Origin of the sequence: Georgenia alba (assembly GCF_042665525.1) — a bacterium.
In the GTDB taxonomy this organism is placed as follows: Bacteria; Actinomycetota; Actinomycetes; order Actinomycetales; family Actinomycetaceae; genus Allobogoriella; species Allobogoriella alba.
In genome coordinates this window covers 1688957-1715206 of sequence record NZ_JBHTCQ010000001.1, presented here as the reverse complement: position 1 = coordinate 1715206, position 26250 = coordinate 1688957, and the positions used below count along the sequence as shown (strand labels likewise).

The following is a 26250-nucleotide window of genomic DNA, read 5'->3' as shown; positions in this document are numbered from 1 at the left end:
GCATCGAGCCTAGTAGCCGGTGCCGGGACGGACGTGAACGACGTCTCCGGCGGCCAGCGCGACCGGCTCGCTGCCGACTCCCGCGACGACGAGGAGACGCCCGTCGTCGTCAAGCCCGACCGCGCGACCTGCCGGGCCGTCGCCGCCCGGGACCTCGGTACGGACCTGGGCACCGACGGTGGCACATGCCGCGGTGACCTCCGCGTGGAGGCCGGCCGCGCGCGCGTCGCCGGCGGCCGCCTCCCAGCGGGCCAACAGCGGCAGGAGCTCGTGCCCGACGGCGCTCAGCACCGCGGGCGGTTCGATGTCGGCGCCGAGCAGTGCCAGGGAGGTCGCCCACGGCACGGGCAGGTCGCTCGCGGTCTGCCGGACGTTGACGCCGATGCCGACGATCGCGCCGACGTCCGCCAGCACCTCCACGAGGATGCCGGCGAGCTTGCGGTCTCGGCCCCACGCGTCGACATCCTCGGTGCCCGCCCCGACGGCGAGGACGTCGTTGGGCCACTTCAGACGGATCTCGGGGACAGCGGTGGCAGGTCGGGCGGCCAGCAGGTCGGCGCAGGCACGTCGGACGGCCAGGCCGGTCAGCAGCGGCAGCCAGCCGAGCCGGTCGGGTGGCACGTCGGGACGGACGAGGACCGAGGCGGTGAGCGCCGTGCCGGGTGGTGTCACCCAACTGCGTCCGGATCGACCGCGCCCGGCGTCCTGGTGGTCGGCGACGAGCACCGAGCCGTGCGGCCAGGCGTCCGGCTCCGCGAGCGCGGCCGCCCGGAGGTCGGCGTTGGTCGATCCCGCACGCGGGACGCGCACCACTGGTGAGAACTCCACGCCGCCCAGCCAACCACGGACCGCGCGACCAGCCGGTCCCCGGGCGGAGGCGGTTCCGCTCAGAAGCGGTGGGCGGCGAGTCAGAACGGCGGCGGCGGGTCGTCGGCCCCGTCGGCGTGAGGGCCCTGGTCCTTGCTCGGGTGCCCTGCCCGCGGTTGGCGAACCGGCCGGGGCGGGCCGATGCCGACGAGGGTGATCAGCCCACCCAGGTCGCGCCGATACGTGTGGCCGGTCGTGGTGGTCCAGACGAACACGCCGGGCTCGGGCTGGGTCACGTGGAAGGCCCCGGCGGTCTTGAGCAGGTGGTCGCGGGTGCACTCGGTCCCGAGGTTGTGGTCGGCGGTGACGCCGTCGGCCGACCAGGGGCTGGTGTGGTCGAGCTGGCAACGATCGGCCGGCATGGTGCAGCCGGGTCGGGTGCACGTGCGGTCGCGGAGTCGGACGTGCTCGGCCAGGGCGGCCGGCGGCCGGTATCGGGTCCGGCCGACGTCGAGCACCGCACCGGTGACCGGGTCGTTGACGAGCCGCTGGAGCGTCGAGCACTCGGCGGCGAGGTCCAGGGCCTGCTCGGCGGTGATCGCGCCGTAGCCGGAGAGCACGGCGGCGGGCTGGTCGGTGTCGTCGACGGCGTCGGCGGGCAGAGTGGTCCCCGGGGACGCGGCCGGCGCGGTTCGTCCGGTCTCGCCGGCGGGCGACGTCCCGCCGGTCACGCCGTCCCGCTGCCGCGCCCGAGCCTGCGCGCTGAGCAGGAGATCGATCGGCACGGTGACGTGGACCTGCGGCTTGACGACGTGCAGCCGCTCACCGCCGCGCCGCAGCAGCGCGGCGAGGAGCGGGGTGATGACCGCGACCTCGGGAATCCCGGACCCCAGCTCCGGGAAGGTTCCCTGGACAGTCCGGCGCCGCTTCTTCGCTCGTCCGACGGACGCGGCCAGGGACACAGTCGGGTCTTGGGTCAGATCTGACGGCCGGGTCTCGGTCGGGTCAGAGGCGTGTTCGGGTGGGCGGCCGGAGGGTGCGCCTACGGACCGGTCCAGCGGCTCCTGCTCGGCCGCGGGTCGCGGCGCCGCCGGATCGCGGCCGGAGCCGGTCAGGCCGTGGCGCGTCCGTCCGTGGCCGTGGCCGTCTCGCGAGGCCACGGGCCCCGGTGGTTCCGCACTGGTGCCAGAGTGCGCCCCAGAGTCAGGGTGAACGTCGGTGTCGGTGACCGGCGGGCTCACATGCTGCTCTGGCCGGCAGGCCGGGCCTGTGCACTCCGGCTCGAGGTCGCGGAGCCCGGGGATGGTCTCGGGCGCTGGGTGCGGACCGGTCGAGCCCGTGAGGATCCCGGCGTGGGTGAGTGCCACCAGGGCGTCGGCCCGCAGCTGCTCGTGCGTGCGCGAGTCCCCGCCGGAACGGGCAGCCGTCGCGGCGGCGGTGAGCGTCTGGTCCACCAGGGCGGCGTCCTCGGCCGCGAGCACGGCGGTGACCGACCCCATCCCGTCCGCCAGCGTGCGCACGCGGGTCACGTGCCGATCGGCGCGTGCCCGCGCGTGGCGCTCCGTGGCGTCCTCCGGGTCGACCTCGACGAGGCGACGCTGCAACTTCTCCCGCAGCTGCGGCGTCGTGCACCGCGCCGCCTCCGGCAGCACGTCCTGCTCGACCATCCAGGCGACCGGCGTCGCGGCCGTGTCGAGCGTGGTGACGATGGCCTCGGCCTTCCGGAAGTCGATCTCGCCCTCCTCGAGCGCCGCGGCGGTGTCCTCGAACGTCCGTGTCAGGCCCCTGCCCACCCGCAGGAGCTGCTGCGCCTCCCGACGGGAGACGGCCAGCCGCATCGACAGCTCCTCGCTGCTCGGGTCGAGGCGGACCGCGCCACGACTGCGGTCCGGGTGGTCGAAGAGCCACGCCTGCCGCGACAGCTCGGCCGCCGCCCGCGCGGCGACGCTCCCGGCCCAGGCCTCGACCCGCTTCGCGGCCGCCGCGACCTCGACCAGCGCGGCCCGTTCCATCCCCTTGAGGTCCAGCTCGGTGAGCGCGGCAGCCAGGTCGGGGCCGCCCGGCCGCGTGGCGAGTGCGTCGACGGTCATTCCGAGCTGTTCCGCCGCCCGTGCCATGACGCGTGCCTGCTCGCGCGCCCACGGCGAGAGGTCGGACTGCCAGTCGGCGGCCTCGGGTCGCGCCTCGGCGGGATCGGCCCCGTCTTGGTCAGGCTCGCTCCGCGCCGCGTCCACGGCGACCGCCGCATCCAGGAGGTACGCGGCGCCCTCGTCGCCGACCGCCGCGCGCCGGGCGAGTGCCGGCGGGCCGCCGGCCTCGGCGACCCGGGCCAGCTGTCCGGCCAGCACGCGGTCGGCGTGCTCCCGGTCCAACCGGTCGAGCTCGGCGACGAGCGCGCGGGCGTGCTCGCAGGGCAGTGCGCCGAGGCCGTCGTCGACGCAGCACACCGACGTGCCCGTCCCGACGCCCGCGTCCTGTCCCGCTTCCATGTCTCGAACGTACATACGACCACTGACATCGCGGGGTGCACCCGCGACACGGTGGAGGAGTCCACCGCGGGCGCGGCCGCCGGCCGTGAGTGAGGACGAGCGGGTAGGACGACAGCGGGTAGGACGACACGACGCGGCGGTACGCAGCCGTCCACCGGTCACGCCTGGCCGACCACCACTTGTCGCAGCCCGACAAAGCCACCGGGCGGAACACGCCCGAAGCCCGCAGGGAGCCGTGGAGAACCGACAACTACGCTGGCGGGCGTGACTGACCCCATCGCCGAGCAGCCCACAGCCGCCCAGCCGGCCCCCACCCAGCCCGCAGACCCGACCGCGGACGCGGCCGCCGCCGCCACCACCGCCGCACCGACCTCCACCACCGCGGCGAAGCTGGCGGATCTCGAGGCGCGCGTCGAGAAGGGCATCGACGCCCCGGCGCGAGCCGCCGTCGAGAAGCAGGGGAAGCGCGGGAAGAAGTCCGCGCGGGAGCGCATCGAGGCACTGCTGGACCCGGGCTCGTTCGTCGAGCTGGACGCCTTCGCCACCCACCACTCCACCAACTTCGGGCTCGAGAAGCGACGCATCCCGGGCGACGGAGTCGTCACCGGCTACGGCACCGTCGACGGCCGCCAGGTGTGCGTCTACTCCCAGGACTTCACGGTCTTCGGCGGCTCGCTCGGCGAGACGCACGGGAGGAAGATCACCAAGGCCATGGACCTCGCGCTGCGCACCGGCGTACCCCTCATCGGGATCTCCGACGGCGGCGGCGCCCGCATCCAGGAGGGCGTCGCGGCACTGACCCAGTTCGCCGAGATCTTCCGCCGGAACGTGGCCGCGTCCGGGGTGATCCCGCAGATCTCCCTCATCCTCGGCCCGAGCGCCGGCGGCGCGGTCTACTCCCCCGCCCTGACGGACTTCATCGTCATGGCCGAGGGCACCGCGAACATGTTCATCACCGGACCGGACGTCATCAAGGCGGTGACCGGCGAGGAGGTCGGGTTCGAGGAGCTCGGCGGCGCGGCCACCCACAACCAGCGCTCCGGCGTCGCGCACTACCAGGCGGCCGACGAGGACGACGCCATCGACTACGTCCGGGCCCTGCTCTCCTACCTGCCGGCCAACAACCTCTCCGACCCGCCGTCCTGGCCGCACGAGGTCCCCCTGGAGACCACGGACAGCGACGCCGAGCTCGACTCCCTCGTGCCGGACTCGGACAACCAGCCCTACGACATGCGCACGGTCGTGGAGCACGTGGTCGACGACGGCGAGATGCTCGAGGTCCAGCCCGGGTACGCGCCGAACATCATCACGGCGTTCGGGCACGTCGAGGGCCGGCCGGTCGGCATCATCGCGAACCAGCCGCTGCAGATGGCGGGCACGTTGGACATCGCCGCCTCGGAGAAGGCGGCGCGGTTCGTGCGGACCTGCGACGCGTTCAACGTGCCCGTGCTCACCTTCGTGGACGTCCCGGGCTTCCTCCCGGGCGTGGACCAGGAGCACCAGGGCATCATCCGGCGCGGCGCGAAGCTGATCTTCGCCTACGCCGAGGCCACGGTCCCGCTGGTCACCGTCATCACCCGCAAGGCCTACGGCGGGGCCTACATCGTCATGGGCTCCAAGCAGCTGGGCGCCGACGTCAACCTCGCGTGGCCCACCGCGCAGATCGCGGTCATGGGGTCCTCGGGCGCGGTGAACATCCTCCAGCGGGCGGCGCTGCGCCGCGTCGCGGACGACGGCGGAGACGTCGAGGCCGAGCGCGCCCGCCTGGTGAAGGAGTACGAGGAGGCCCTGGTCAACCCGTGGGACGCCGCCGAGCGGGGCTACGTCGACGGCGTGGTCGCCCCGTCCGAGACGCGCGTGCAGATCGTCAAGGCCCTGCGCGCCCTGCGCACGAAGCGGGCCTCGCTGCCGGCCAAGAAGCACGGGAACATCCCGCTGTGAGCACCCCGACCGAGACACCCTCGGCCGCGTCGCCCGCCGAGTGGTCGGGCGGCGGCCAGGACGACGTGGTCGCCGAGGCGCTGGGAGCCCTTCCCGGCGCGACCGCGGCCGGGTCGCCTGCGGTCCGGGTGGTGCACGGACGCCCGGACGAGGTGGAGCTCGCGGCGCTGGTCGCCGGCATCGTGGCGGCACACGGACGCGTGGACGAGCTCGGCGGCATCCCGGACGAGCACGCGCCCGGGGTGCGCAGCCGATGGACCGACCACGACCGACTGCTGCGGCTGCCGCCGAGCCCCGGGGTGGGCTCGTGGCGGTGGTCGTCGCACCCCTGGTAGAGACGTATCGCTGGTAGACAGGAGCCACCATGACTGCACTCGACGACGAGCACCTGAGCGCGGTGTCCGGCGACGGCACGGTCGCCGTGCCCACCTATGACCGCAGCCGGCTGACGACCGGCATCGTCCACCTGGGGGTCGGCGGGTTCCACCGCTCCCACCAGGCGATGTACCTCGACCGGCTCATGAACGAGGGCAAGGCGCACGACTGGGCGATCTGCGGGGTCGGCGTCCTGCCCGGCGACGTCCGCATGCGTGACGCCCTCAAGGCCCAGGACGGGCTGTACACCCTGGTGCTGAAGCACCCGGACGGGACCTTCGAGCCGCGGGTGATCGGCTCGATCACCGAGTACCTCCTCGCCCCGGACGACCCGGAGGCGGTCATCGAGAAGATGGCGTCACCGCAGGTGCGCATCGTCTCCCTCACAGTGACCGAGGGCGGGTACAACATCCACCACGTCACCGGCGAGTTCGACGTCGAGAACCCGGCCGTGTCCGCGGACCTCGCCGACGGCGCGGTCCCGGCAACGTCCTTCGGCCTGGTCACCGAGGCGCTGCGCCGCCGGCGCGACCGCGGCGTCGGCCCGGTGACGATCATGAGCTGCGACAACATCCAGGGCAACGGCGACGTGGCCCGCCAGGTCTTCACGGCGTTCGCCCGGCTCAAGGACCCGGAGCTCGCGGACTGGATCACCGAGCACGTCCCGTTCCCGAACTCCATGGTCGACCGGATCACGCCAGTCACGAGCGCCGAGGACCGCGCCATGGTGGCCGAGCGCTTCGGCATCGACGACGCGTGGCCCGTGGTTGCCGAGCCCTTCACCCAGTGGGTGCTCGAGGACCGCTTCGCCGCCGGCAGGCCACCGTACGAGGAGGTCGGCGTCCAGGTGGTCGACGACGTCGAGCCGTACGAGCTGATGAAGCTGCGGCTGCTCAACGCCAGCCACCAGGCGCTGTGCTACCTCGGCCATCTCAGTGGCTACCGGTACGCGCACGAGGTCGCGCAGGATCCCGTGTTCGCCCGGTTCCTCCTGGACTACATGGACCAGGAGGCCACGCCGACGCTGCACCCTGTGCCGGGCATCGACCTCACGGACTACAAGCACACCCTGATCGAGCGGTTCGCGAACCCGCACGTACGCGACACCCTCGCCCGGCTGTGCGCCGAGTCCTCGGACCGGATCCCGAAGTGGCTGCTGCCGGTGGTGCGGCACAACCTCGCCAGCGGCGGCCAGATCGTCCGCTCCGCCACCGTGGTGGCCGGCTGGGCGCGCTACGACGAGGGCACCGACGAGCAGGGTGAGCCGATCGAGATCGTCGACCGGCTGGCGGAGCGTCTGCACGCCGCCGCACTGCGGCAGCGCGAGGACCCCCTGGCGTTCCTGCGTGACCGGGAGGTCTTCGGCGACCTCGTCGACGACCCGGTCTTCACCGACGCGTACCTTGCCGCGCTGCGCTCCCTGCACGAGGCCGGCGCGCACGCCACGGTCGAGGCGCTGGTCCGTCCCGCGTAGCACCGCCGGGCCGGCTACGCCTCCAGCAGGCGCTCGAGCCCGGCGGCGGCGCTGTCGTCCATGACGAGGATCCGGGCGAGGCCGCCGGCGACCGCGGCCCGCAGCCCCGGCGCCGCCGCCGCGCCTTGGCCGGCCGCGATGACCTCCGGCGTCCGGACGAGCTGGTCGACCTGGGCGGCGAGCACGCGCGCGTCGAACGCGGCGGCCACCGGCCGTCCGTCCGGGTCGAGGAGCCGGCCGGCGCACTCGGCGACCGCGCCGGCCGCGGCCGCCGCATCCCGGTCCGCGGCGGGCACACGGCCGTAGAGGTCCGCGCCCTGGGCGGACCACGGGCAGACCTCGACGACGGCGACGTCCAGATCGCCCGCGCGCCGCAGCGCCGCAGCGATCTCGGGCTCCCCGCGCAGCGCCTCCGCCGTCGTCGCGTCACCCACCACGAGCGGTGCGAGCAGCGGCCAGGTCCGTACACCCGGCATGGCCGCGAAGCGGTAGTGGATGCCGTAGCCGTGGTCGCCGCCCGCCACGGGCAGCGCGCCGGAGAGCTGCACGACGTCGCACGACGGCAGGGCGGGCAGGTGCCCGACGGCCGCCTCGACCGTCCGGGACCAGGCGAGACCGAGGCACCCGCCCCGCACCACCCGCGAGCCGATCACTCCGGCGAGCTCCCGCGCCACGTTCTCCCGCGTCACGGCCGGATCGTCCGCGGACTCGGCGACGACGACCGCCGCCGCCCCGAGGCGTGCCGCCAGGCGCCGCGCCCGGGGCAGGTCGAGGTGGGGCGGCACCGCCACCTCGATGCGCACGACGCCGAGCGCCCGGGCCCGCTCCAGGAGCCGGGCCACCTGGAACCGCGACAGTCCGCGGTCCTGCGCGATCTCGACCTTCGACCGCCCGGCCAGGTAGTGGTCCCGGCTGAGCTCGACCAGCAGCCGCGTCTCGTCGGGATCGCTCACGGCTCCCCCACCTCCCGGCCGGACGGGAAGCACCGCCCGACGTCCTTGCCCCCGCAGGAGGGATCCGGCTACCGTTCACAAACGAGCGGACCCTCCCCTCTCATCTGAGCACCGTAGTGGCTGCGCCCGGCTGCGTCCGCCTGCGTCTGCCGGGTGGCCGGGGAGACCGTGGAGGGAGACATCGGTGTCGCGACCTCGTACCCGCAGTGCCGGGCAATCTGCCGGGCGGCTGCGCCGTCGTGCCGCCGTCGCGCTGGCCGCCGCCGGCGCCACCGCCCTCGCCGGCTGCGCCGGAGCCGGCGCACTGCCGAGCAGCGGCGACGGCGAGCAGATCGTCGTCGCGATCGTCTCCAACCCGCAGATGCAGGACGCGATCGCGCTGCAGGACCACTTCCGCGCCGAGCACCCCGACGTCGACGTCCGGTTCGTCTCCCTGCCCGAGAACGAGGCCCGCGCCAAGATCACCGCATCCGTCGCCACGGGCGGCGGGGAGTTCGACGTCGTGATGATCTCCAACTACGAGACGCAGATGTGGGCCCAGAACGGCTGGATCGAGAACCTCCAGCCGTACGCCGAGCAGACCGAGGGCTACGCACCCGAGGACTTCGTCCCGAGCGTCCGCGAGGCCCTGTCCTACGAGGGCGACCTGTACTCCGTGCCGTTCTACGGCGAGTCCTCCTTCCTCGCCTACCGCCAGGACCTGTTCGCCGAGGCCGGCCTGGAGATGCCGGAGCGGCCCACCTGGGACGACGTACGCGAGCTCGCCGCGGAGCTGCACGACCCCGCGCAGGACTTCTCCGGGGTGTGCCTGCGGGGCCTCGCCGGCTGGGGCGAGGTCATGGCGCCGATGTCGACGGTCATCAACACCTTCGGCGGGCGCTGGTTCGACGAGCAGTGGAACGCCGGCCTCGACTCCCCGCAGACCCGCGAGGCGGTCGAGACCTACGTCGACACGGTCCAGCAGTACGGCCAGCCCGGCGCCGCGACGTCCGGGTTCGGGGACTGCCTCACCCGGTTCTCCCAGGGCCAGGCCGCCATGTGGTACGACGCGACGTCGATGGTCTCCTCGGTCGAGGACCCGAACGCCTCCACCGTCGCGGGCGACGTCGGCTACGCGCCCGCCCCGGTCGCCGAGACCGACTCGGCCGGGTGGCTGTACAGCTGGTCCCTGGCCATCCCCAGCACCACCGAGCACCCGGACGCGGCGTGGGACTTCGTCTCCTGGATGACCTCGCCGGACTACATCAGGCTCGTCGGGGAGGAGCTGGGCTGGGAGCGCGTCCCCCCGGGCAGCCGGCTGTCCACGTACGAGATCCCGCAGTACGCCGAGGTCTCCGAGGCCTACGCCGACGCGACGCTCCAGGCGATGAACGAGGCCACGCAGGAGAACACCATGACCGAGCCGGTGCCCTACCCGGGCATCCAGTTCGTCGGGATCCCCGAGTTCCAGGACCTCGGCACCCGCGTGGGTCAGCAGATGTCGGCCGCCATCGCCGGGCAGCGCAGCGTGCCCGACGCGCTGGCCCAGTCCCAGCTGTACGCGGAGACCGTCGCCGAGACCTACCGAGCGGAGCGGGCCGAGGGAGGCGGGTCATGACCGCCGCGACGGCGACGGCGGCACGGGCGCAGCGGGCCGAGGGCTGGCGCCGCCGTGGACCGCTCCTGCCGGCCCTGATCTTCACCATCGTCGTGACCCAGGTGCCGTTCCTGGTGACCATCTGGTACTCGCTGCGCTCGCGGAACCTGCTGCGCCCGGACTCCGACCTCTTCGTCGGGTTCGACAACTACGTGCGCATCGCGCAGGACTCGACCTTCCGGCAGGCGGCGCTCAACTCCGTCGTCATCACCCTCGGCTGCGTGCTGCTCGCGATGGCGCTCGGCATCGTCCTGGCCCTGCTGCTGGACCGCCCCTTCAAGGGCCGGAGCGTCGCCCGCACCATGCTCATCACGCCGTTCCTGCTCATGCCGGTGGCCAGCGCGGTGCTGTGGTCCATGGCGATGCTCAACCCGACGTACGGCCTGCTGAACTGGACGATCGAGCTGCTCGGGCTCACCGCGGTGGACTGGGCGTCGACCTACCCCATCGTCGCCATCCTCATGGCGCTGGTCTGGCAGTGGACGCCGTTCATGATGCTGCTGGTGCTGGCGGGGCTGCAGGCGCAGCCGCGCGACGTGCTCGAGGCGGCCGCCATGGACGGCGCCGGCTGGTGGCGGACGTTCGGCTCGATCACCCTGCCGCAGCTGCGCCGCTACATCGAGCTCGGGGTGCTGCTGGGGATCATCTACGTGGTCAACACCTTCGACCAGATCTACCTCATGACCGCCGGCGGGCCCGGCACCGAGAGCGCGAACCTGCCCTTCTACATCTACCAGCGCGCGTTCCTCGGCTTCGACATCGGTCAGGCGGCCGCGATGGGCGTGGTCGTGGTCATCGCGACGATCATCGTCGCCTCGCTGGCGCTGCGGCTGATCTTCCGCAGCTTCGAGGTCAAGGAGTGACCGTGGCCGACCCGACGTTCACCGGACCCCGGCGCCCCCTCCTCGGCGCGCTGCTGACCACGCTGACGTGGCTGCTCGCGCTGGCCTTCTTCTTCCCGGTCGCCTGGCTCGCGCTGACGGCGTTCAAGCAGGAGAACCAGGCCTCCTCGTCCCCGCCCACGTGGTTCTTCACCCCGACGCTCGACCAGTTCCGCGCGGTGATCGAGGGCGGCTCGGCCACCTACGTCGCGAACTCCGCCATCGCGACCGGCGTCTCGACCCTCCTGGTGCTGCTCCTGGGCATCCCGGCCGCCTACGCCCTGTCCATCCGCCCGGTGAGGAAGGTCAGCGACGTGCTGTTCTTCTTCATCTCCACCAAGATGCTGCCGGTCGTCGCGGTCATCGTGCCGATCTATGTCATCGCCGGGCAGCTGCGCGTGCTGGACAACATCTGGACCCTCGTCGTGCTCTACACGGCGATGAACCTGCCCATCGCGGTGTGGATGATGCGCTCGTTCTTCCAGGAGATCCCCGGGGAGGTCCTCGAGGCGGCCGCGGTCGACGGGGCCGGCCTGCTGCGCACCATGCGTTCGGTGCTGCTGCCCATGGTGGCGCCCGGCATCGCGGCCACCGCGCTCATCTGCGTGATCTTCGCCTGGAACGAGTTCTTCTTCGCCCTCAACCTCACCGCGTCCCGCGCCGCCACGGTGCCGATCTTCATCGTCTCGACGATGACGAGCGAGGGGCTCTTCCTCGCGCGGCTGTGCGCGGCGGCGCTGCTCGCCTCGCTGCCGGTGATCCTCGCGGGCTGGATCGCGCAGAAGCAGCTCGTGCGCGGACTCTCCATGGGCGCGATCAAGTAGCCGGACCGGCGGTAACGTGCCGGGCGTGACCGCTCACGACGAGCTCCGCGAGGAGGCGCTCTCCTACCTGCGTGCCGGCACCTCGGTCAGCCTGCGCGGGCTGCCCGGCTCGGGCCGGTCGTCGATCTTGCGGGCCGCCGCGCAGGAGCTCGCGGCGACGGGGTGGACGCTCGTCGAGCTCGAGGGCGTGCCCGGCCTCGCCGACCGGCCGCTGGAGGCCCTCGCCGTCGCCGATCTCGTCACCCCGAACGCCAACCGGCCACGCGGCGCTGTCGCCTCCGCCGTCGACGCGCTGCGCCGCACCCTCGGGACGGGCCGGGCCGTCGTCGTCGTGGACGACTCGGACGCCCTCGACGCCGCCTCGATCGGGGCCGTCGCGGCCGCGATCGGGTCCCGGCGGGTGCCGCTGCTCTCGGCGGCCTCGACCGCGCGACGCCCCGCCGAGCTGACGCTGCCGGCGCTGATCCGACCCGGGGTGCGCCTCGTCGTCCCGCCGCTGGCGTACGAGGACACGCAGGAGATCATGCAGGGCATCTGCGGCGGACCGGTCCACACCTCGGCGGTCGCCGTGGTCCAGGCCCGCGCCGGCGGCCTGCCCGGACTGGTGCACGCCATCACCGACAACGCCCACCGGCACGGGATGCTCACCCGGCGCGGCGGCGTGTGGGTCACCGCGGGCGAGGTCTGGACCGCGCACCTGGCGCGCGCCGTCGAGCCGTTCCTCCAGGGTCTGAGCCTGCCGGCGCTCGACGGCCTCATCAAGCTCGCCCACGTCGGCGCCGTGGACGTCGGGGTCGCCCGGCGGCTGGTGCCCTGGGAGCACCTCGAGGAGCTGGACGACCGAGGGCTGCTCAGCTTCGTCACGACGGCCGGCAACGTCGTCGTCGGGGTCTACCCTCCGCTGCTCGCGGACCACCTGCGCCGGGAGCGCATGGGCGCCCGCCGGCTGCGGCTGCTCGGGGAGATCTCCGAGCAGCTCGACGGCGAGGGCGCCGCCTTCGCACCCGGACCGTTGAGCGTCGCCGACGACGAACGCACCCTGGCCGCCCGCCGCCCGCGAGCGCCGGAGGACGAGGACACCGAGAGCCGGGTCGTCGCCGACGCCGTCCTCAACCGGCTCGTGCACGACCGCCGCTCCGCCCAGGTCCTCGTCCGGCGCGCCGAGTGGGAGCAGCACCCGGACGCGGCCACGGCGGTGGCCTTCGCCGTCACCCTCATGGTCCGCGGGGACGGCGGCGAGGAGCTGGAACGGGTCCTGGCGACCGCCGTGCCGGCCGAGGACCAGCGGGGCCGGGCGCTGCTGGCCGTGTGGCGGGCCGTCCACCTCGCCTACGGGCGCGGTGACCCGGCCGCCGCGGTGGCCCATCTGGCGGAGACCGCGCCGGACGTGGGCCCGTGGGCGCGCCTGGTCGGCGTGGTCCGCGACCGCCTCACGCTCTACCTCACCGGCGTCACCGACCGCGGCGAGGACGTCACCGGCGACGGCGCACGGGCCCTCGACCCGTTGGTCGCCGACGAGGAGCACCTGCTGCGTGCCGAGCGGGCGCTCGCGGCCGGCCGCGCCACCGACGCGCTCGAGGAGCTCGAGCTCCTCGGTGGCGGCGACCCGGACACCGAGGAGCAGGCCTCGGTGGCGCGAGGCATCGCCCTGGTGCTGGCCGGTGATCTCGAGGGCGCGCTGGCGTGGTCCGGCGGCCGCTACGACGCGGGACGGTCCCGCTTCGACGCGAACCTCATCATCGGGCACGGCTACGTCGTGGCCCTCGCCCACCTGTTCCGTGGTGACGACGACGCCCTGCGCGAGCACCTCGGCCCGCTGCTGTCCGTCGGGACCACGCCGCTGCTGTACTCCCAGCACCAGCTCGGCACCCTGGTGCTCGCCACCCGGCTCGCCGCCCGCGGCGGGCGCCCGCTGACGGCGCGCTCCCTCTCCGACCAGGCGGCCGAGATGGGCCTGCCGTACGGGCCGTTCCCTCTCATGGCCGCGGCCCAGGGTGCGGCGCACGCCGACCTCGCCGAGGGTGCCGGGGCGGACGGTGTCGCCGATCGGCTCTGGGAGCTTGCCGACCGGCTGCGCGAGCGTGGCTACCTGGCGGGCGCCGTCGTCGCGGGCACCCGCGCCGTCGAGCTGGTCCCCGACCCCGCCCGTTCCAGGGTGCTCAGCGAGCTCGCCGCAAGCACGGACGCGGCCCTGCTCACGTGGCTCGCCCGCTACGCGGCCGAGCTCTCCGACGGTGACGCCTCTTCCCGGCTCACGGCCGGCGCGGACCTGGTCGAGGCGGGCCTCACCGGATTCGGTCTGACCCTGCAGGTCCAGGCCGTGCGCGCCCTGGAGCAGACGGACCCGGAACGGGCCGCGGAGGAGGGCCGCCGGCTGCGCCTGGTGGCCGAGCGCCTCGGCGGCTCCTACCGCGCGCTCGTGGAACCGGTGATGCCCCGGCCCGTCCTCACCGCCCGCGAGCGCGAGGTCGCCGAGCTGGCCGGGCAGGGCCTCGCCAACGGCGAGATCGCCCGGCGTCTCGTGGTCAGCGTGCGGACGGTCGAGAACCACCTGCACCGCGCGTTCCAGAAGCTCGGCGTGACCGGCCGCGGCGACCTCGCCGAGGCGCTGACGCACGACTGACCACTCACTCTCCTAAGGGCGTCACTCAGTCACTCAGGCCCCTCCTACTCAGGCGCCGTGCTCAGGCGGCCCGCGCCACGCCCGGACGCGCAGACTCGTCTCAGACGCGAGCCATGACCGTCCGGATCCCCCGAGATGCGTCGCGTCGCAGAGAAGGAGAAGACGCCATGACCACCACCGAACCGCTCCCCACCCAGCCGGAGGAGGAGCGCCGGCGCCGCCGCCGCGGCCTGCTGCTGTGGGGCTCGGTCGCCGCCGTCGGCGCGCTCGTCAGCTCGGCCGCATTCGTCGACGCCGAGTGGGCGAACCTCAACGGAGACGGAGGCTACGCCGTCGGGGAGTACAACCTGCAGCTGTCCGCCGACGGTTCCACCTACAGCGACTACGAGACCGCCCCGGGCCTCGAGGTCACGATCGACGGCGCCACCCAGCTCTTCCCCGGGTCCGAGCCCGCCGTCGTCGGCACCTACTGGGTCAAGAACGCGTCCGACGACGCCGACTCGACCCTCGCCCTGACGATGGAGCAGGTGGCCGGCGAGACCACCGACACCGCCCTGCGCGACGCCCTGGTCTTCACCGTCCAGGTCGGCGACGAGGTCCTCACCGAGGACAGCTACGCCGAGCTCGCCGCGGGCGTCGACCTCGAGGACCTCGCCGTCGGCGAGGCGCGTGAGGTCACCGTGACCGCGTCGCTGCCCGACAGCCTCGGCGACGCCTCGGGCATCGAGGGCACCGTCGCCCACCTGCAGATCAAGCTGGACGGCACCTCGACCGACCTCGCGACCGCCTGACCGGCCCGAGCGTCCGACCGACCCGTCCGTCCCGACCGGCCCCGGTCGCCCTGACCCCCGGGCGACCGGGGCCTTCCATCGGCACCACCCAACAGCCCGCACCACTCAACAGACCGCACCACTCAACAGACCCGCCGGGCCACTCACCCTCGCAGGACCGAGCACTCATGAACCGTGCTCAGGAGCCGACCGGCGCCTCGCGCGGCGAAGACTGAACCTCGAGACAGCACCACGGACACCAGGGAGCACCGAGATGGCCACCACCCACCGCGACCCGGCGCAGCGGCCGCGCCGGCTCCGGCTGCCCCGGCCCCGCACACGTGCCGCGCTGGCCTGGGGGGTCCTGCTCTCCACCGGCGCCCTCATCACCATGGCCGGGTTCGTCGACGCCGAGTGGGCCGCCCTCGGCGAGGACGGGATCGGGACCGGCACCTTCGACCTGCGGATCTCCACCGACGGCGAGACCTGGCACGACCAGACCTCGCCCACCGAGCCGCTCACCGTGCCGATCCCCGGCGGCGACAGCCTGGCACCGGGCGGTGACCCGGTCTCCACCGAGATCCACGTCCGGAACGCCTCCGAGGTCTACACCTCCTCGCTCGTGCTGGACGTGACCCAGGACCCCGAGCAGGACGCCACGGCCGGCGCCGCCGACCTCCTCGCAGCGCTCGAGCTCACCGTCGCCGCCGACGGCGGCAGCCCGCAGACCGTCGGGTACGCCGACCTCGAGAACTACCGCCTGCCGAACCTCGCCGCGGGCGAGACCGTCACCATCACCCTGACCATGGCGCTGCCCGACACGGTCGGCAACGAGCTCCAGGGCCAGCGCGTCCCCCTCCTGGCCGAGCTGAGCGGCGAGTCGGTCCCGTCATGAGCCGCTCCGCCCGCCACCTGGCCACCCACCCGTCCCGGCCGTCCGCACCCTCCGGGGGCGGCCGGGGCTCCGCCCCCATCGTCCGCCGGGGCCGCCGCCGGCTCGCCGCGCTGGTCGCGGGGGCCGCGGTCCTGCTCACGGTGCCGCTCGCCGCGGCCGCCTTCACCGACGACGCGCACGTGGCCGTCGGCAGCGAGGGCACGCTCGGCGGCGCCTACGACATCGCGTGGGTCGACGCCGCCGGTGACCACCACGAGGGCAACCCCGAAGCCTGGACCATCGACACCGGCGACGTCGGCGCCGTGCCGGTCTACGGCATGGGCACCGAGCCGGCCGTGACCGCACGCGCCGTCACCACGACGTCCGCGACCGGCCCGGTCACGCTCACCCTCGCCAACGGACGCTCCGGCACTCCCGAGGACGACCCCGGGTACGACTACTTCGCGGACCCCTACGACGCCGCGCTCTTCACCGTCGCGGTCGACGGCACGGTGGTCGCCGACCACCGCACGGCTGAGCAGCTCGAGGCCGACCCGCCGGTCCTGACGGGCTGGACGGGCGGCACTCCGCGGACCGTCACGGTCCAGCTCGCGCTGCGCCCGGGCCTCGGCAACCCCTACTACGCGGCCCGCGACTTCTTCCTCACGATCAACCTGGACGGAGCCACGTCATGAGCACCACCGCCGCGCTCCCCCGGCACACCCTGCGTCGTCACGCGGCGCTCGCCCTGGCCGGCGTCCTGGCCATGGTCTCGACCACGGTCCTCACCGCCGTCGAGACGACCACCGCCGCGTACGTCGACAGCGCCGTCGCCACCACCTCGACCGACGACGACGCGCTCACCACCGGCCCCATCGCGCTCAGCCCGAGCCGCCTGTACCTCAACCAGACCGAGGCCGTGCTGCAGGACGACGGCACGCTCTGGGTCTGGGGGTACCGCGGCAACGGGCTGTCCGGCACCGGCGTGGGCACCGTCCCGGACGGGGACACCCCCTCCGCCGTCGTGCTGCCGAACGACGGGTACACCGGCCTGGGCAACCGCCGCATCGTCAAGGTCGCCGGTGGCACCAACGACAACTACTACGAGTCGTCCTACAGCGCGTTCGGCGCGCTCTCCGACGACGGCCTCGTCTACACCTGGGGCGGCACGTCCGCGCAGATGATGGGACGGTCCGGGGACTACACGAGCCCCGGCGAGGTCGCCATCCCCGGCACCGTCGTGGACCTGCGCTCCCAGGGCGGGGTGTTCATGGCCCTGACCTCCGCGGGCGAGCTGTACACGTGGGGCAACCCGCAGGGCGAGGGGATGACCGGGCAGGGCGCGGCCGGCACCTACGGCAGCACGCCCCGGCTGATCCTCACCGGCGTGCACTCGATGAGCGCGGGCCTGTGGAACGGCTGGGCCGTCGTGACCGGCAGCTGGTCCACGGTCCGGTACAACACGAACGCCGCCGGCGTCCGCGAGGACGGCGACGGACTGCCCGGCGTGGTCTTCTTCGGACGGAACGACGCCGTCTACGGCGGCCGTCAGAAGGGTGACGGGAACGTCGGCATCCCGATCCTCGCGCCCCTCAACGAGTACGAGGCCACCCCCGTCAAGGCCTGGACGCTGACCGCGCTGTCCTACGGGGTCACCACCCTCACCGGGCTCGCGAACCTCATCAACAACCTCGACCCCTCCGGGTTCGACTCCGGCTGCCGCAGCCTGGGCGTCATGGCCGGCTCGGCCGGGGACGCCTGCGTCATCCAGGAGATGACCGGCCACTACTACGGCAGCCAGGTGCGGCTGCGCAGCGGCGACGTGTGGACCTGGGGCTACGCCGCCGAGGAGGGCGCCGGCCACCAGGGCGCCGGCACCGTCCAGTACACCCCGATGCCCACCGACGTGGACGGCGCGAGCATCGTCAAGGTCGCGCCGAGCGAGGACATCGTCATCATGCTCGACTCCGGCGGCGGCGTGTGGATGTACGGGCGGTTCGCGTCCCAGTACGGGTTCCCGGACCCGGCCACCGGGGCGCCGAGCCGGACGAACCGCATCGACCCCGTCCGCATCACGGCCTGGGGCAGCGACAACGCCGACATCGGCGCCCACGGCTACTCGGCGTCACTGCTGAAGACCGACGGCTCGTTCTACTCGGTCGGCGGCGGCTACGCCAACGCCAACAACAACCCCAGCCTCGCGGTGCGGGACTCCTTCGGCGAGAACACCGCGCCCACGTCGCCGGCTCGGCCGCTGACCGAGATGGTGTGGCCGGGGGGTGTGGGCTGATGGCCGGCAGGCACGCCGCACGGCGCAACCACCGCGCCCGGACCGTCCTGGTCCTGGTGGTGCTGGTCGCCGTCACGGCCCTCCTCGTGAGCACCCGACTCACCTCCGCCGCGTTCACCGACGCGGAGACCGCGAGCCTGAGCGCCGGCTCCGGCGCCTTCGACATCGTGGTGGTCGGCAGCGACGGCGTCGTGCACCAGGCTCCGCTCGACGCTCCGCTGGCACTGCCGGTCGACGGCGAGGACGCACTGGTCCCGGGACGCACGATCACCGTGGAGGTGGGTCTGGCGAACAACGGCGACGCACCGGCCGCGCTGACGCTCACCCCTGCCGCGAGCGCCGTCGCCGGGGCGCCCGACATCGGCGACCACCTGCGCTTCACCGTCCTCGCCGGCGACGGCACCGCCGTCGTCGGGGACGCGGGCGACCCGGCGACCGGTGTGCGGGCCGAGGACCTGTCCGCCGTGGCCCTGGGAACGCTCGCCGCCCGCGGGGCGGACCCGCTCGACGACGGCGACCCCTGGGTCCCCGGGGCGGACGGCTCGCGGGCCGACCTGCGGATCCTCGTCCACTACCTCGACGCCGACGGCACCGAGGCCCTCAACGGCGGCCGGACCGCCCTCACCCTCACCATCAACGCCACCTCCAGCACCCGAGAGGCCTGACATGCGCGCCCTGCGGTTCCTCCAGTCCACCGTCCTCAACCTCGCCGCGATCCTCGGCACGGTCAGCGTCGTCGCCGTCGTCGCGTGCCTCGTGCTCGGGCTGCGCCCCGCCATCGTGATCTCCGGGTCCATGGAGCCGCAGATCCCCGTCGGCGGCATGACCTTCGCCCGGACCATCCCGGCCGCGGACGCCGAGGTCGGCGACGTCGTCACCCTGCCCCGGCCGGACGGGTCGGGCCTGGTGACGCACCGGGTGGTCGGCACCGAGCCCGGCCCCGGCGGCGCCACCCTGCTGACCCTGCGGGGTGACGCGAACGACACGCCGGACCCGCAGCCGTACACCGTGCGGCAGGTCGGCGAGGTCCAGCTCACCGTGCCGGTCCTCGGGTCGGTCGCGCTGTTCATGCAGCAGAACGTGCTGCTCGTCGTCGGGGTGCTCGTCCTGGTCGGTGCGTTCGCCTCCCTGCCGCTGCGGCCGACACCGCGTCGCGGGTCGGACGGCGCGGGCACCGCGGCGCCGGCGCGGCGGGCGCAGCCCGCCTGAGACCGCAGGCCAGGGCGCTACCCTCGCGATGTGACACCCACGCCACGCGAGACCACGCAGACCGACGCCCTCGCCGACGCCTACGTCCACCGCCTGGCGGCACTCGACCCGCTCACCGCGACCGCGCTCGGGTTGCCGGGTCACGACCACGAGATGCCCGACCTGTCCCCCGACGGGCTCGCGGCACAGACCGAGCTGCACCGCAGCACGCTCCGCGACCTCGGTGGCACGCTGCCCGCCGACGACATCGACGTCGTCACGCACGCCGCCATGCGGGAGCGCCTGGGCCTGCTGGTGGAGCTCGCCGAGGCCGGCGAGCTGCTGCGTGACCTCAACGTCATCGCCTCCCCGGTCCAGGCGGTCCGCGAGGCGTTCGACCTCATGCCGACCCAGACAACCGCGGACTGGGAGACGATCGCGCGCCGGCTGGCCGCCGTCCCGGACGCCCTGGAGGGGTACACCCAGTCCCTGCGCGCCGCCCGGGCCGCCGGGGACGTCGCGCCCGAGCGGCAGGTGCTGGCGTGCCTGAAGCAGGCCGACGACCTGGCCGACTCCGACTCGTCGTTCTTCACCGCGTTCGTGGACGGTGCGCGCCCCGACGGTGCCGCGCCGCCCGCGTCACTGGCGGCGGACCTGGCCCGCGGAGCGGCGGACGCGCGCCAGGCGTACGCCGACCTGGCGCGGGTGCTCGGCGAGGAGATCGCCCGGGACGCCCCGCAGGAGGACGCGGCCGGACGCGACCGGTACGCCCTGTGGTCCCGGTACTTCCTCGGCGCCGAGGTCGACCTGGACGAGACGTACGAGTGGGGCCTGGCGGAGCTCGCACGGATCGTCGCCGAGCAGCAGGAGGTCGCCGACGGCCTCTACGGGCCGGGGACCGGCATCACCGAGGCCATGGAGCGGCTCGACGCCGACCCGGCACGATCGCTGTCCGGCACCGACGCGCTCCGGGAGTGGATGCAGGCGACGTCGGACGAGGCCGTGGCCGCCCTCGCCGGGTCCCAGTTCGACATCCCCGAGCCGGTGCGGCGCCTGGAGTGCCTCATCGCGCCCACGCAGACGGGCGGCATCTACTACACCGGCCCCAGCGCGGACTTCTCCCGTCCGGGCCGGATGTGGTGGTCGGTCCCGGCGGGGGTGACGCAGTTCGCCACGTGGCGGGAGCGGACCACCGTGTACCACGAGGGCGTGCCCGGGCATCACCTGCAGGTCGGCCAGACCGTCTACCGGTCCGAGCTGCTCAACCTGTGGCGCCGCATGGCGTCCTGGGTCTCCGGGCACGGCGAGGGCTGGGCGCTGTACGCCGAGCGACTCATGGCCGACCTCGGCTTCCTCGACGACCCGGGTGACCGGATGGGCATGCTGGACGGGCAGCGGCTGCGGGCCGCCCGCGTGGTGCTGGACATCGGGGTCCACCTCCGCAAGCCGGCGCCCGCGGAGTGGGGCGGCGGCACCTGGGACGCGGCGAAGGCGTGGCCGTTCCTCAAGGCGAACGCCAACATGGCCGAGGGCTTCCTCGCGTTCGAGCTGGACCGCTACCTGGGCTGGCCGGGCCAGGCACCGTCGTACAAGGTGGGCCAGCGGCTCTGGGAGGAGATCCGGGACAACGCCCGCTCGGCGGCCGAGTCCCGCGGCGAGACGTTCGACATCAAGGCGTTCCACCGGCGCGCGCTCGACATCGGCTCGGTGGGACTGGACACGTTGCGCGAGGCGCTGGCGTGAGCAGCGTGAGCGCGAGGAGCCCCCGCGGAGGGACGCCGAGGAACGAGGTGTGCCGGAGCGACGTGTGCCGGAGCGAGGCACCGCAGGGCTCACGCGAAGAGAGGACACCGTGAGCGCGAGGCTGCTCCTCGCCTCCGCCTCGCCCGCCCGGCTCGCCACGCTGCGCTCCGCGGGCATCGAGCCGGCGGTCGCCGTCTCGGGCGTGGACGAGCCAGCGCTGCTCGCCGATGCCGGACGCCGGGCCACGGCCGCCGGCCGCGGTCCGGTTCCCGCCACCGAGCAGGTGCTGCTGCTCGCGCGCGCCAAGGCCGAGGACGTCCGCGGCGGGCCGGCGGCGGAGGGCGCCGACCTGGTCCTGGGCTGCGACTCGATGCTCGAGATGGCCGGACCCGCCGGGCCCATGGTCGTCGGCAAGCCGGCGGACGCTGCCGAGGCGCGGGAGCGATGGCGCGCGATGCGCGGCGGCTCGGGCGTGCTGCACACCGGGCACTGGCTGATCCGGTCCGACGGCGAGGCCACGGGTGCCACGTCCTCGACGCAGGTGCACTTCGCGGACCTCGACGAGCAGGAGATCGACGCGTACGTCGCCACCGGCGAGCCGCTACGGGTGGCCGGGGCCTTCACGATCGACGGGCTCGGCGGCCCGTTCGTCACCGGCATCGAGGGCGACCACCACGGCGTCGTCGGCCTGAGCCTCCCCCTGTTCCGGGAGCTGCTCGGACGCCTCGGCGTCACGATCCCGGACCTGTGGTCCTGACCGACCGACGTCACCCCGGCCGCCCGGCTCAGGCGCCCTTCGTGCGCGCCAGGACGGCGTCCAGCATCTCCTCGGTGAGCTTGCCGGTGAAGGTGTTCTGCTGGCTCACGTGGTAGCTGCCGAGTAGGCGGACGTCCCGCCCCTCGGGCGTGCGCAGCACGACCTCGGCGCCGTGCCCGAAACGCGGCTTCGGCCGCGGGACCTGCCAGCCGAGGCGCCGGGCCGCGGCGAGCGCGGCGTCCCACCCGATGGCGCCCAGCGCCAGCATCGACTCCACACCCGGTGCCACGAGCCCGAGGTCGCGGTCCAGCCAGTGCCCGCAGGTGGACCGTTCCTGCGGCGTCGGCCGGTTCGCCGGCGGAGCGCACCGCACGGCGGCGACGATCCGCGCGCCGACCAGCTCCAGACCGTCACCGGAGGCGACCGACGTGGGCTGGTTCGCGTACCCGGCACGGTGGAGCGCCGCGTATATCCAGTCCCCGCTGCGGTCGCCGGTGAACATCCGGCCGGTGCGGTTCGTGCCGTTCGCGGCGGGCGCGAGCCCGACGACGAGGAGCCGGGGGTGCGGGTCGCCGAACCCCGGGCCCGGCCGGCCCCAGTAGGGCTGGTCGGCGAAGCTCGCCCGGCGCCCGGAGACGGCGACCGACTCGCGCCAGGAGACGAGGCGCGGGCAGGCCCGGCACACCGACACCCGGGCGTCCACCTCCGCGACGTCGGACGCGCCGGCGGCCAGCTCGAGGACGTCCCGCTCGGTCCGCGCGACGGGGGTGGCGTCGTCGGCGGGGTCCCCCGGCCAGCCGGTGCCGGGTGGGACCGGCGAGCGGAACCGCCGTCCGGTGACGGGGTGGGGCAGTGCCTCGGCGCTGCCGTCGAGGGCGCGGCTGGTCATGCGACCATCATGTTCGCCGGGCGGGTGATGTCCAGGGGTGATTTGTGCCACTGCTACAACCTACGGCTCCGTAACCAGCGATGACGTGGACCTTGTTGTGGACTTCCCACAACGAGGGTCGAGTGGGGTTGGCAGGTGGAACAGACTTGCGGATCCCGGCCGGGTCGGACTGTGTCCGGTGGCGGTCGCGTGGCTAGGCTCGATCGAGCGCTACGCCGGCGCGCGCCTCGCGCGCGGCACGCCGCACGTCGCACGTCGATACCCGGGAGCCCTCTCACATGACCAGTACCTCCGTCCCGCCGGCCGCGACGCACCGGCTGACGAAGGTGCTCGTGGCGAACCGCGGCGAGATCGCCGTCCGCGTGGCCCGGGCGTGCGCGGACGAGGGCATCGCGACGGTCGGTGTCTACGCCGACCCCGACCGCGACGCCCTGCACGTCAAGCTGTGCGACGAGGCGTACGCGCTGGGCGGCTCCCGAGCGGTCGAGACCTACCTCGACCCGGACAAGATCCTCGACGTCGCGCGCCGATCCGGTGCGGACGCCGTGCACCCCGGGTACGGGTTCCTGTCCGAGAACGCCGACTTCGCCCGCGCCGTCGTGGACGCGGGGCTGGTGTGGATCGGCCCCCCGGCCACGGCGATCGACGCGCTCGGCGACAAGGTCACCGCCCGGCAGATCGCCCAGCAGGTCGGGGCCCCGCTGGTGCCCGGCACCCCCGACCCGGTGGCCGACGCCGAGGAGGTCCTGGCCTTCGCCGACGAGCACGGCCTGCCCGTCGCCATCAAGGCGGCCTACGGCGGTGGCGGCCGCGGGCTCAAGGTGGCCCGCACGCGCGAGGAGATCCCCGAGCTGTTCGAGTCCGCCGTGCGGGAGGCCACCGCCGCGTTCGGACGCGGTGAGTGCTTCGTCGAGCGGTTCCTCGACCGGCCGCGGCACGTCGAGACGCAGTGCCTGGCGGACGCGGCGGGCAACGTCGTCGTGGTCTCCACCCGGGACTGCTCGCTGCAGCGCCGCCACCAGAAGCTCGTCGAGGAGGCGCCGGCACCGTTCCTCACGGCGGAGCAGGAGGCCGCCCTGGTCTCCTCGTCCCAGGCGATCCTGCGTGCGGCGGGCTACATCGGCGCCGGCACCTGTGAGTTCCTCGTCGGCGCCGACGGCACCATCTCCTTCCTCGAGGTCAACACCCGGCTCCAGGTCGAGCACCCGGTCACGGAGGAGATCACCGGCATCGACCTGGTCCGCGAGCAGCTCCGCCTCGCCCTGGGTGAGGACCTCGGCTACGAGTCGGTGCCGGCGCGCGGCCACGCCGTCGAGCTGCGGATCAACGGCGAGGACCCCGCGGCCGGCTTCATGCCCGCGCCCGGCACCATCACCGAGCTGACCTGGCCCTCCGGCCCGGGCGTCCGGGTCGACTCCGGCGTGGTCGCCGGCGACACCGTCTCCGGGGCGTTCGACTCGATGCTGGCCAAGCTCATCGTCACCGGCGCCACCCGCACCCAGGCTCTCGAACGGGCACGGCGCGCGTTGCGGGAGACCACCGTGGCGGGCGTGCCGACCGTGCTCCCCTTCCACGCCTCCGTGCTGAGGGAGCCCGACTTCGTCGCCGAAGACGGGGGCGACTCCTTCCGGGTGCACACCACGTGGATCGAGACGGACTACGCCGAGCGGCTGCGTGCGTTGCCCTCCACCCGGCCGACCGCGCCCACGGCCGCGTCCCCCGAGCCGGCACAGGAGCAGGAGGCCACCGAGCGGGTCGTCGTCGAGGTCGGCGGGAAGCGGCTCGAGGTCGTGCTGCCCGCCGGCCTGGGGATCAGCGGCGGTCTGCGTGGCGGGCAGCGGCGCCCGGTCCGGCGCAGCCAGACGCGCTCGGCCACCGCCGCCTCGAGCGGGAACGGGGCGGCGCTCTCCTCCCCCATGCAGGGCACGATCGTCAAGGTGGCCGTCGGCGACGGGGACGTCGTCGAGGCCGGTGACCTCGTCGTCGTGCTCGAGGCGATGAAGATGGAGCAGCCGCTGCTGGCGCACCGCTCCGGACGGGTGCAGGGCATCACTGCGGCCGTCGGCCAGAACGTGGCGACCGGGGCCGTCATCTGCCAGATCGAGCCGGTCGAGGCCTGACGGACCTCCCGTCCTCGGCGCTCAGGCCGTGCCGCCCGCCGACCCGCGCACCAGCCGGGCGCACTTCTCGCCGATCATCATGACCGTGATGTTCGGGTTGACCGTCGTGTGCTCCGGCATGACCGAGGCGTCCGCCACCCGCAGTCCGGTGACGCCCTTGACGCGCAGCTGCGGGTCGAGCGGGGACATGGGGTCCTCCTCGGCACCCATCCGCACCGTGCCGACCGGGTGGTAGACGGTGTTGTGGGTGCGGCGGACATAGTCCGCGAGCTGCTCGTCGCTCTGCGCCTGGGGGCCGGGGTAGAGCTCCTGACCGGCCCACTCGGCCATGGCGGGCTGGGAGACGATCTCACGGGCCTTGCGCAGGCCGGCGACCATCACCCGCATGTCGTGCCCCTCGGCGTCCGTGAAGTAGCGCGGGTCCACCTTCGGCTTGTCCCGGAAGTCGCGGCTGCGCAGCCGCACCGTGCCCCGGGACCGGGCGTGCGTGACGTTCGGGGTCAGGCAGAAGCCGTTCTCCGTCGTCGGGTATCCCTGCCGCAGGGTGTGCATGTCGAACGGCACGGAGCCGTAGTGCATCATCAGGTCCGGCCGGTCCAGCCCCGGCTCGGTGGTGGTGAAGATGCCGATCTCCCACCACTGGGTCGAGGCCTGTCGCATGGGCCGGCGCGCCTCCCACTGGATCACGCCCTCGGGGTGGTCCTGGAGGTTCTCCCCCACGCCGGGTGCGTCCACGACGACGTCGACCCCCACCTCGCGCAGGTGCTCGGCGGGCCCGATGCCCGAGAGCATGAGCAGCTTGGGGGTGTCGATGGCACCGGCGGAGACGATCACCTCGCGGCGCGCGGAGAGCCGTTGGCGGCGCGCGAACGCCCCCGAGACCACCTCGACGCCGGTGCAGCGCCGGTCGGCGTCCAGCAGCAGACGGGTGGCCTGCCGCTCGGTGAGCAGGTGGAGGTTCTCCCGCTCCAGGACCGGGTGGAGGTAGGAGACCGAGGAGGAGGAGCGGGTGCCGTCGGCGCGCCGGTTGATCTGGAAGAAGTTCGCGCCGTTGACCACCGTCTCCCCGGTGTTGAACCTGGCCCGCGGGATGCCGGCCTGCTCGCAGGCGTCCAGGATCGCGACACCGCACGGGTCCTGGGGTGGGACGTTCATGAGATGCACGGGGCCGTCCTTGCCGTGCAGGGGCCCGTCGTCCTCGTTGGTCTCCAGAGCGGTGAACAGCGGGAACGTGTGCTCGGCGCCCCAGCCGGTGGCGCCGTGCTCGCGCTCCCAGGCGTCGAGGTCCTCCCGGGGTGCCCAGAACGCGATGCACGAGTTGTGCGAGGAGCAGCCGCCGAGCACGCGGGCGCGGGCGTGCCGCATGAAGCTGTTCCCGGCCGCCTGCTCCTCGATCGGGTAGTCCCAGTCGTAGCCCGACTCGAGCAGCTCCATCCACCGGTCCAGCCGGAGGACCACGTCGAGCCCGACGTCGCTGGGCCCCGCCTCCACCAGCGCCACCTCGACCCCCGGGCCCTCGCTCAGGCGGGCGGCGACGGCAGCACCGGCGGAGCCGCCGCCGACCACCACGTAGTCGAACTCCTGCTGCTCGGGCTGCGGTGTCGTCATGGTCTCCC

Annotated in this window: 21 protein-coding genes; 16 read left to right on the top strand and 5 right to left on the bottom strand. The window is 73.8% G+C overall.

Annotated features, from left to right (window positions below; translation table 11 throughout):
• Positions 1 to 9 precede the first annotated feature (9 nt).
• Complete coding sequence (locus ACFQQL_RS07875) at positions 10 to 828, bottom strand: biotin--[acetyl-CoA-carboxylase] ligase (protein WP_382392973.1); 819 nt, start codon at positions 826 to 828, stop codon at positions 10 to 12.
• Positions 829 to 908: 80 nt separating this feature from the next.
• Positions 909 to 3296 (bottom strand): HNH endonuclease signature motif containing protein, encoded by a 2388-nt coding sequence (locus ACFQQL_RS07870; RefSeq protein ID WP_382392971.1) that lies wholly within the window; start codon positions 3294 to 3296, stop codon positions 909 to 911.
• Between the two features lie 390 nt (positions 3297 to 3686).
• Between ACFQQL_RS07870 and ACFQQL_RS07865 the strand changes: the two genes are divergently transcribed.
• The 3 genes from ACFQQL_RS07865 to ACFQQL_RS07855 are packed head-to-tail and all read left to right on the top strand — an operon-like array spanning position 3687 to position 7086.
• The gene (locus ACFQQL_RS07865; RefSeq protein WP_465254032.1) at positions 3687 to 5237 is read left to right on the top strand and encodes an acyl-CoA carboxylase subunit beta; all 1551 of its coding nucleotides are present in this window, start codon (positions 3687 to 3689) and stop codon (positions 5235 to 5237) included.
• The gene (locus tag ACFQQL_RS07860; protein WP_382392967.1) at positions 5234 to 5572 is read left to right on the top strand and encodes an acyl-CoA carboxylase subunit epsilon; all 339 of its coding nucleotides are present in this window, start codon (positions 5234 to 5236) and stop codon (positions 5570 to 5572) included. Before ACFQQL_RS07865 ends, ACFQQL_RS07860 begins: the two co-directional genes overlap by 4 nt.
• Positions 5573 to 5601: 29 nt before the next feature.
• The gene (locus ACFQQL_RS07855; protein ID WP_382392965.1) at positions 5602 to 7086 is read left to right on the top strand and encodes a mannitol dehydrogenase family protein; all 1485 of its coding nucleotides are present in this window, start codon (positions 5602 to 5604) and stop codon (positions 7084 to 7086) included.
• Positions 7087 to 7100: 14 nt separating this feature from the next.
• On the opposite strand, the gene ACFQQL_RS07850 is transcribed toward ACFQQL_RS07855, so the two are convergent.
• On the bottom strand, positions 7101 to 8039 hold the full coding sequence (locus ACFQQL_RS07850; RefSeq protein WP_382392963.1) for a sugar-binding domain-containing protein: 939 nt from the start codon (positions 8037 to 8039) through the stop codon (positions 7101 to 7103).
• Between the two features lie 184 nt (positions 8040 to 8223).
• On the opposite strand from ACFQQL_RS07850, the gene ACFQQL_RS07845 reads away from it, so the two are divergent.
• The 12 genes from ACFQQL_RS07845 (at position 8224) to ACFQQL_RS07790 (ending at position 21625) form a co-directional block, all read left to right on the top strand.
• On the top strand, positions 8224 to 9636 hold the full coding sequence (locus ACFQQL_RS07845; RefSeq protein WP_382392961.1) for an ABC transporter substrate-binding protein: 1413 nt from the start codon (positions 8224 to 8226) through the stop codon (positions 9634 to 9636).
• Positions 9633 to 10538, top strand: a complete 906-nt coding sequence (locus ACFQQL_RS07840) for a carbohydrate ABC transporter permease (protein WP_382392959.1) — start codon at positions 9633 to 9635, stop codon at positions 10536 to 10538. The genes ACFQQL_RS07845 and ACFQQL_RS07840 overlap by 4 nt, the downstream gene beginning before the upstream one ends.
• 2 nt (positions 10539 to 10540) lie before the next feature.
• Complete coding sequence (locus ACFQQL_RS07835) at positions 10541 to 11380, top strand: carbohydrate ABC transporter permease (protein WP_382392957.1); 840 nt, start codon at positions 10541 to 10543, stop codon at positions 11378 to 11380.
• 25 nt (positions 11381 to 11405) lie between these two features.
• The gene (locus tag ACFQQL_RS07830; protein ID WP_382392955.1) at positions 11406 to 14003 is read left to right on the top strand and encodes a LuxR C-terminal-related transcriptional regulator; all 2598 of its coding nucleotides are present in this window, start codon (positions 11406 to 11408) and stop codon (positions 14001 to 14003) included.
• Positions 14004 to 14170: 167 nt separating this feature from the next.
• Positions 14171 to 14794: a hypothetical protein gene (locus ACFQQL_RS07825; RefSeq protein WP_382392953.1), complete on the top strand. Its 624-nt coding sequence runs from the start codon at positions 14171 to 14173 to the stop codon at positions 14792 to 14794.
• Between the two features lie 253 nt (positions 14795 to 15047).
• Positions 15048 to 15668, top strand: coding sequence for a hypothetical protein (locus ACFQQL_RS07820; protein ID WP_382392951.1), 621 nt, complete (start codon positions 15048 to 15050; stop codon positions 15666 to 15668).
• Positions 15665 to 16342 (top strand): hypothetical protein, encoded by a 678-nt coding sequence (locus ACFQQL_RS07815; RefSeq protein ID WP_382392949.1) that lies wholly within the window; start codon positions 15665 to 15667, stop codon positions 16340 to 16342. The genes ACFQQL_RS07820 and ACFQQL_RS07815 overlap by 4 nt, the downstream gene beginning before the upstream one ends.
• Complete coding sequence (locus tag ACFQQL_RS07810) at positions 16339 to 17937, top strand: RCC1 domain-containing protein (protein ID WP_382392947.1); 1599 nt, start codon at positions 16339 to 16341, stop codon at positions 17935 to 17937. Before ACFQQL_RS07815 ends, ACFQQL_RS07810 begins: the two co-directional genes overlap by 4 nt.
• Complete coding sequence (locus ACFQQL_RS07805; RefSeq protein WP_382392945.1) at positions 17937 to 18602, top strand: hypothetical protein; 666 nt, start codon at positions 17937 to 17939, stop codon at positions 18600 to 18602. The genes ACFQQL_RS07810 and ACFQQL_RS07805 overlap by 1 nt, the downstream gene beginning before the upstream one ends.
• Before the next feature lies 1 nt (position 18603).
• Entirely contained in the window at positions 18604 to 19146 is a 543-nt protein-coding gene (locus tag ACFQQL_RS07800; protein ID WP_382392943.1) for a signal peptidase I, read from the top strand.
• Positions 19147 to 19176: 30 nt separating this feature from the next.
• Complete coding sequence (locus ACFQQL_RS07795; RefSeq protein ID WP_382392941.1) at positions 19177 to 20868, top strand: DUF885 domain-containing protein; 1692 nt, start codon at positions 19177 to 19179, stop codon at positions 20866 to 20868.
• 109 nt (positions 20869 to 20977) lie between these two features.
• Positions 20978 to 21625, top strand: coding sequence for a Maf family protein (locus ACFQQL_RS07790; protein WP_382392939.1), 648 nt, complete (start codon positions 20978 to 20980; stop codon positions 21623 to 21625).
• Between the two features lie 28 nt (positions 21626 to 21653).
• On the opposite strand, the gene ACFQQL_RS07785 is transcribed toward ACFQQL_RS07790, so the two are convergent.
• The gene (locus tag ACFQQL_RS07785; protein WP_382392937.1) at positions 21654 to 22514 is read right to left on the bottom strand and encodes a uracil-DNA glycosylase; all 861 of its coding nucleotides are present in this window, start codon (positions 22512 to 22514) and stop codon (positions 21654 to 21656) included.
• A 278-nt stretch (positions 22515 to 22792) separates the two neighbouring features.
• On the opposite strand from ACFQQL_RS07785, the gene ACFQQL_RS07780 reads away from it, so the two are divergent.
• Positions 22793 to 24634: an acetyl/propionyl/methylcrotonyl-CoA carboxylase subunit alpha gene (locus tag ACFQQL_RS07780; protein WP_382392935.1), complete on the top strand. Its 1842-nt coding sequence runs from the start codon at positions 22793 to 22795 to the stop codon at positions 24632 to 24634.
• Positions 24635 to 24655: 21 nt separating this feature from the next.
• On the opposite strand, the gene ACFQQL_RS07775 is transcribed toward ACFQQL_RS07780, so the two are convergent.
• Entirely contained in the window at positions 24656 to 26242 is a 1587-nt protein-coding gene (locus tag ACFQQL_RS07775) for a GMC family oxidoreductase (protein WP_382392933.1), read from the bottom strand.
• Positions 26243 to 26250: the final 8 nt, after the last annotated feature.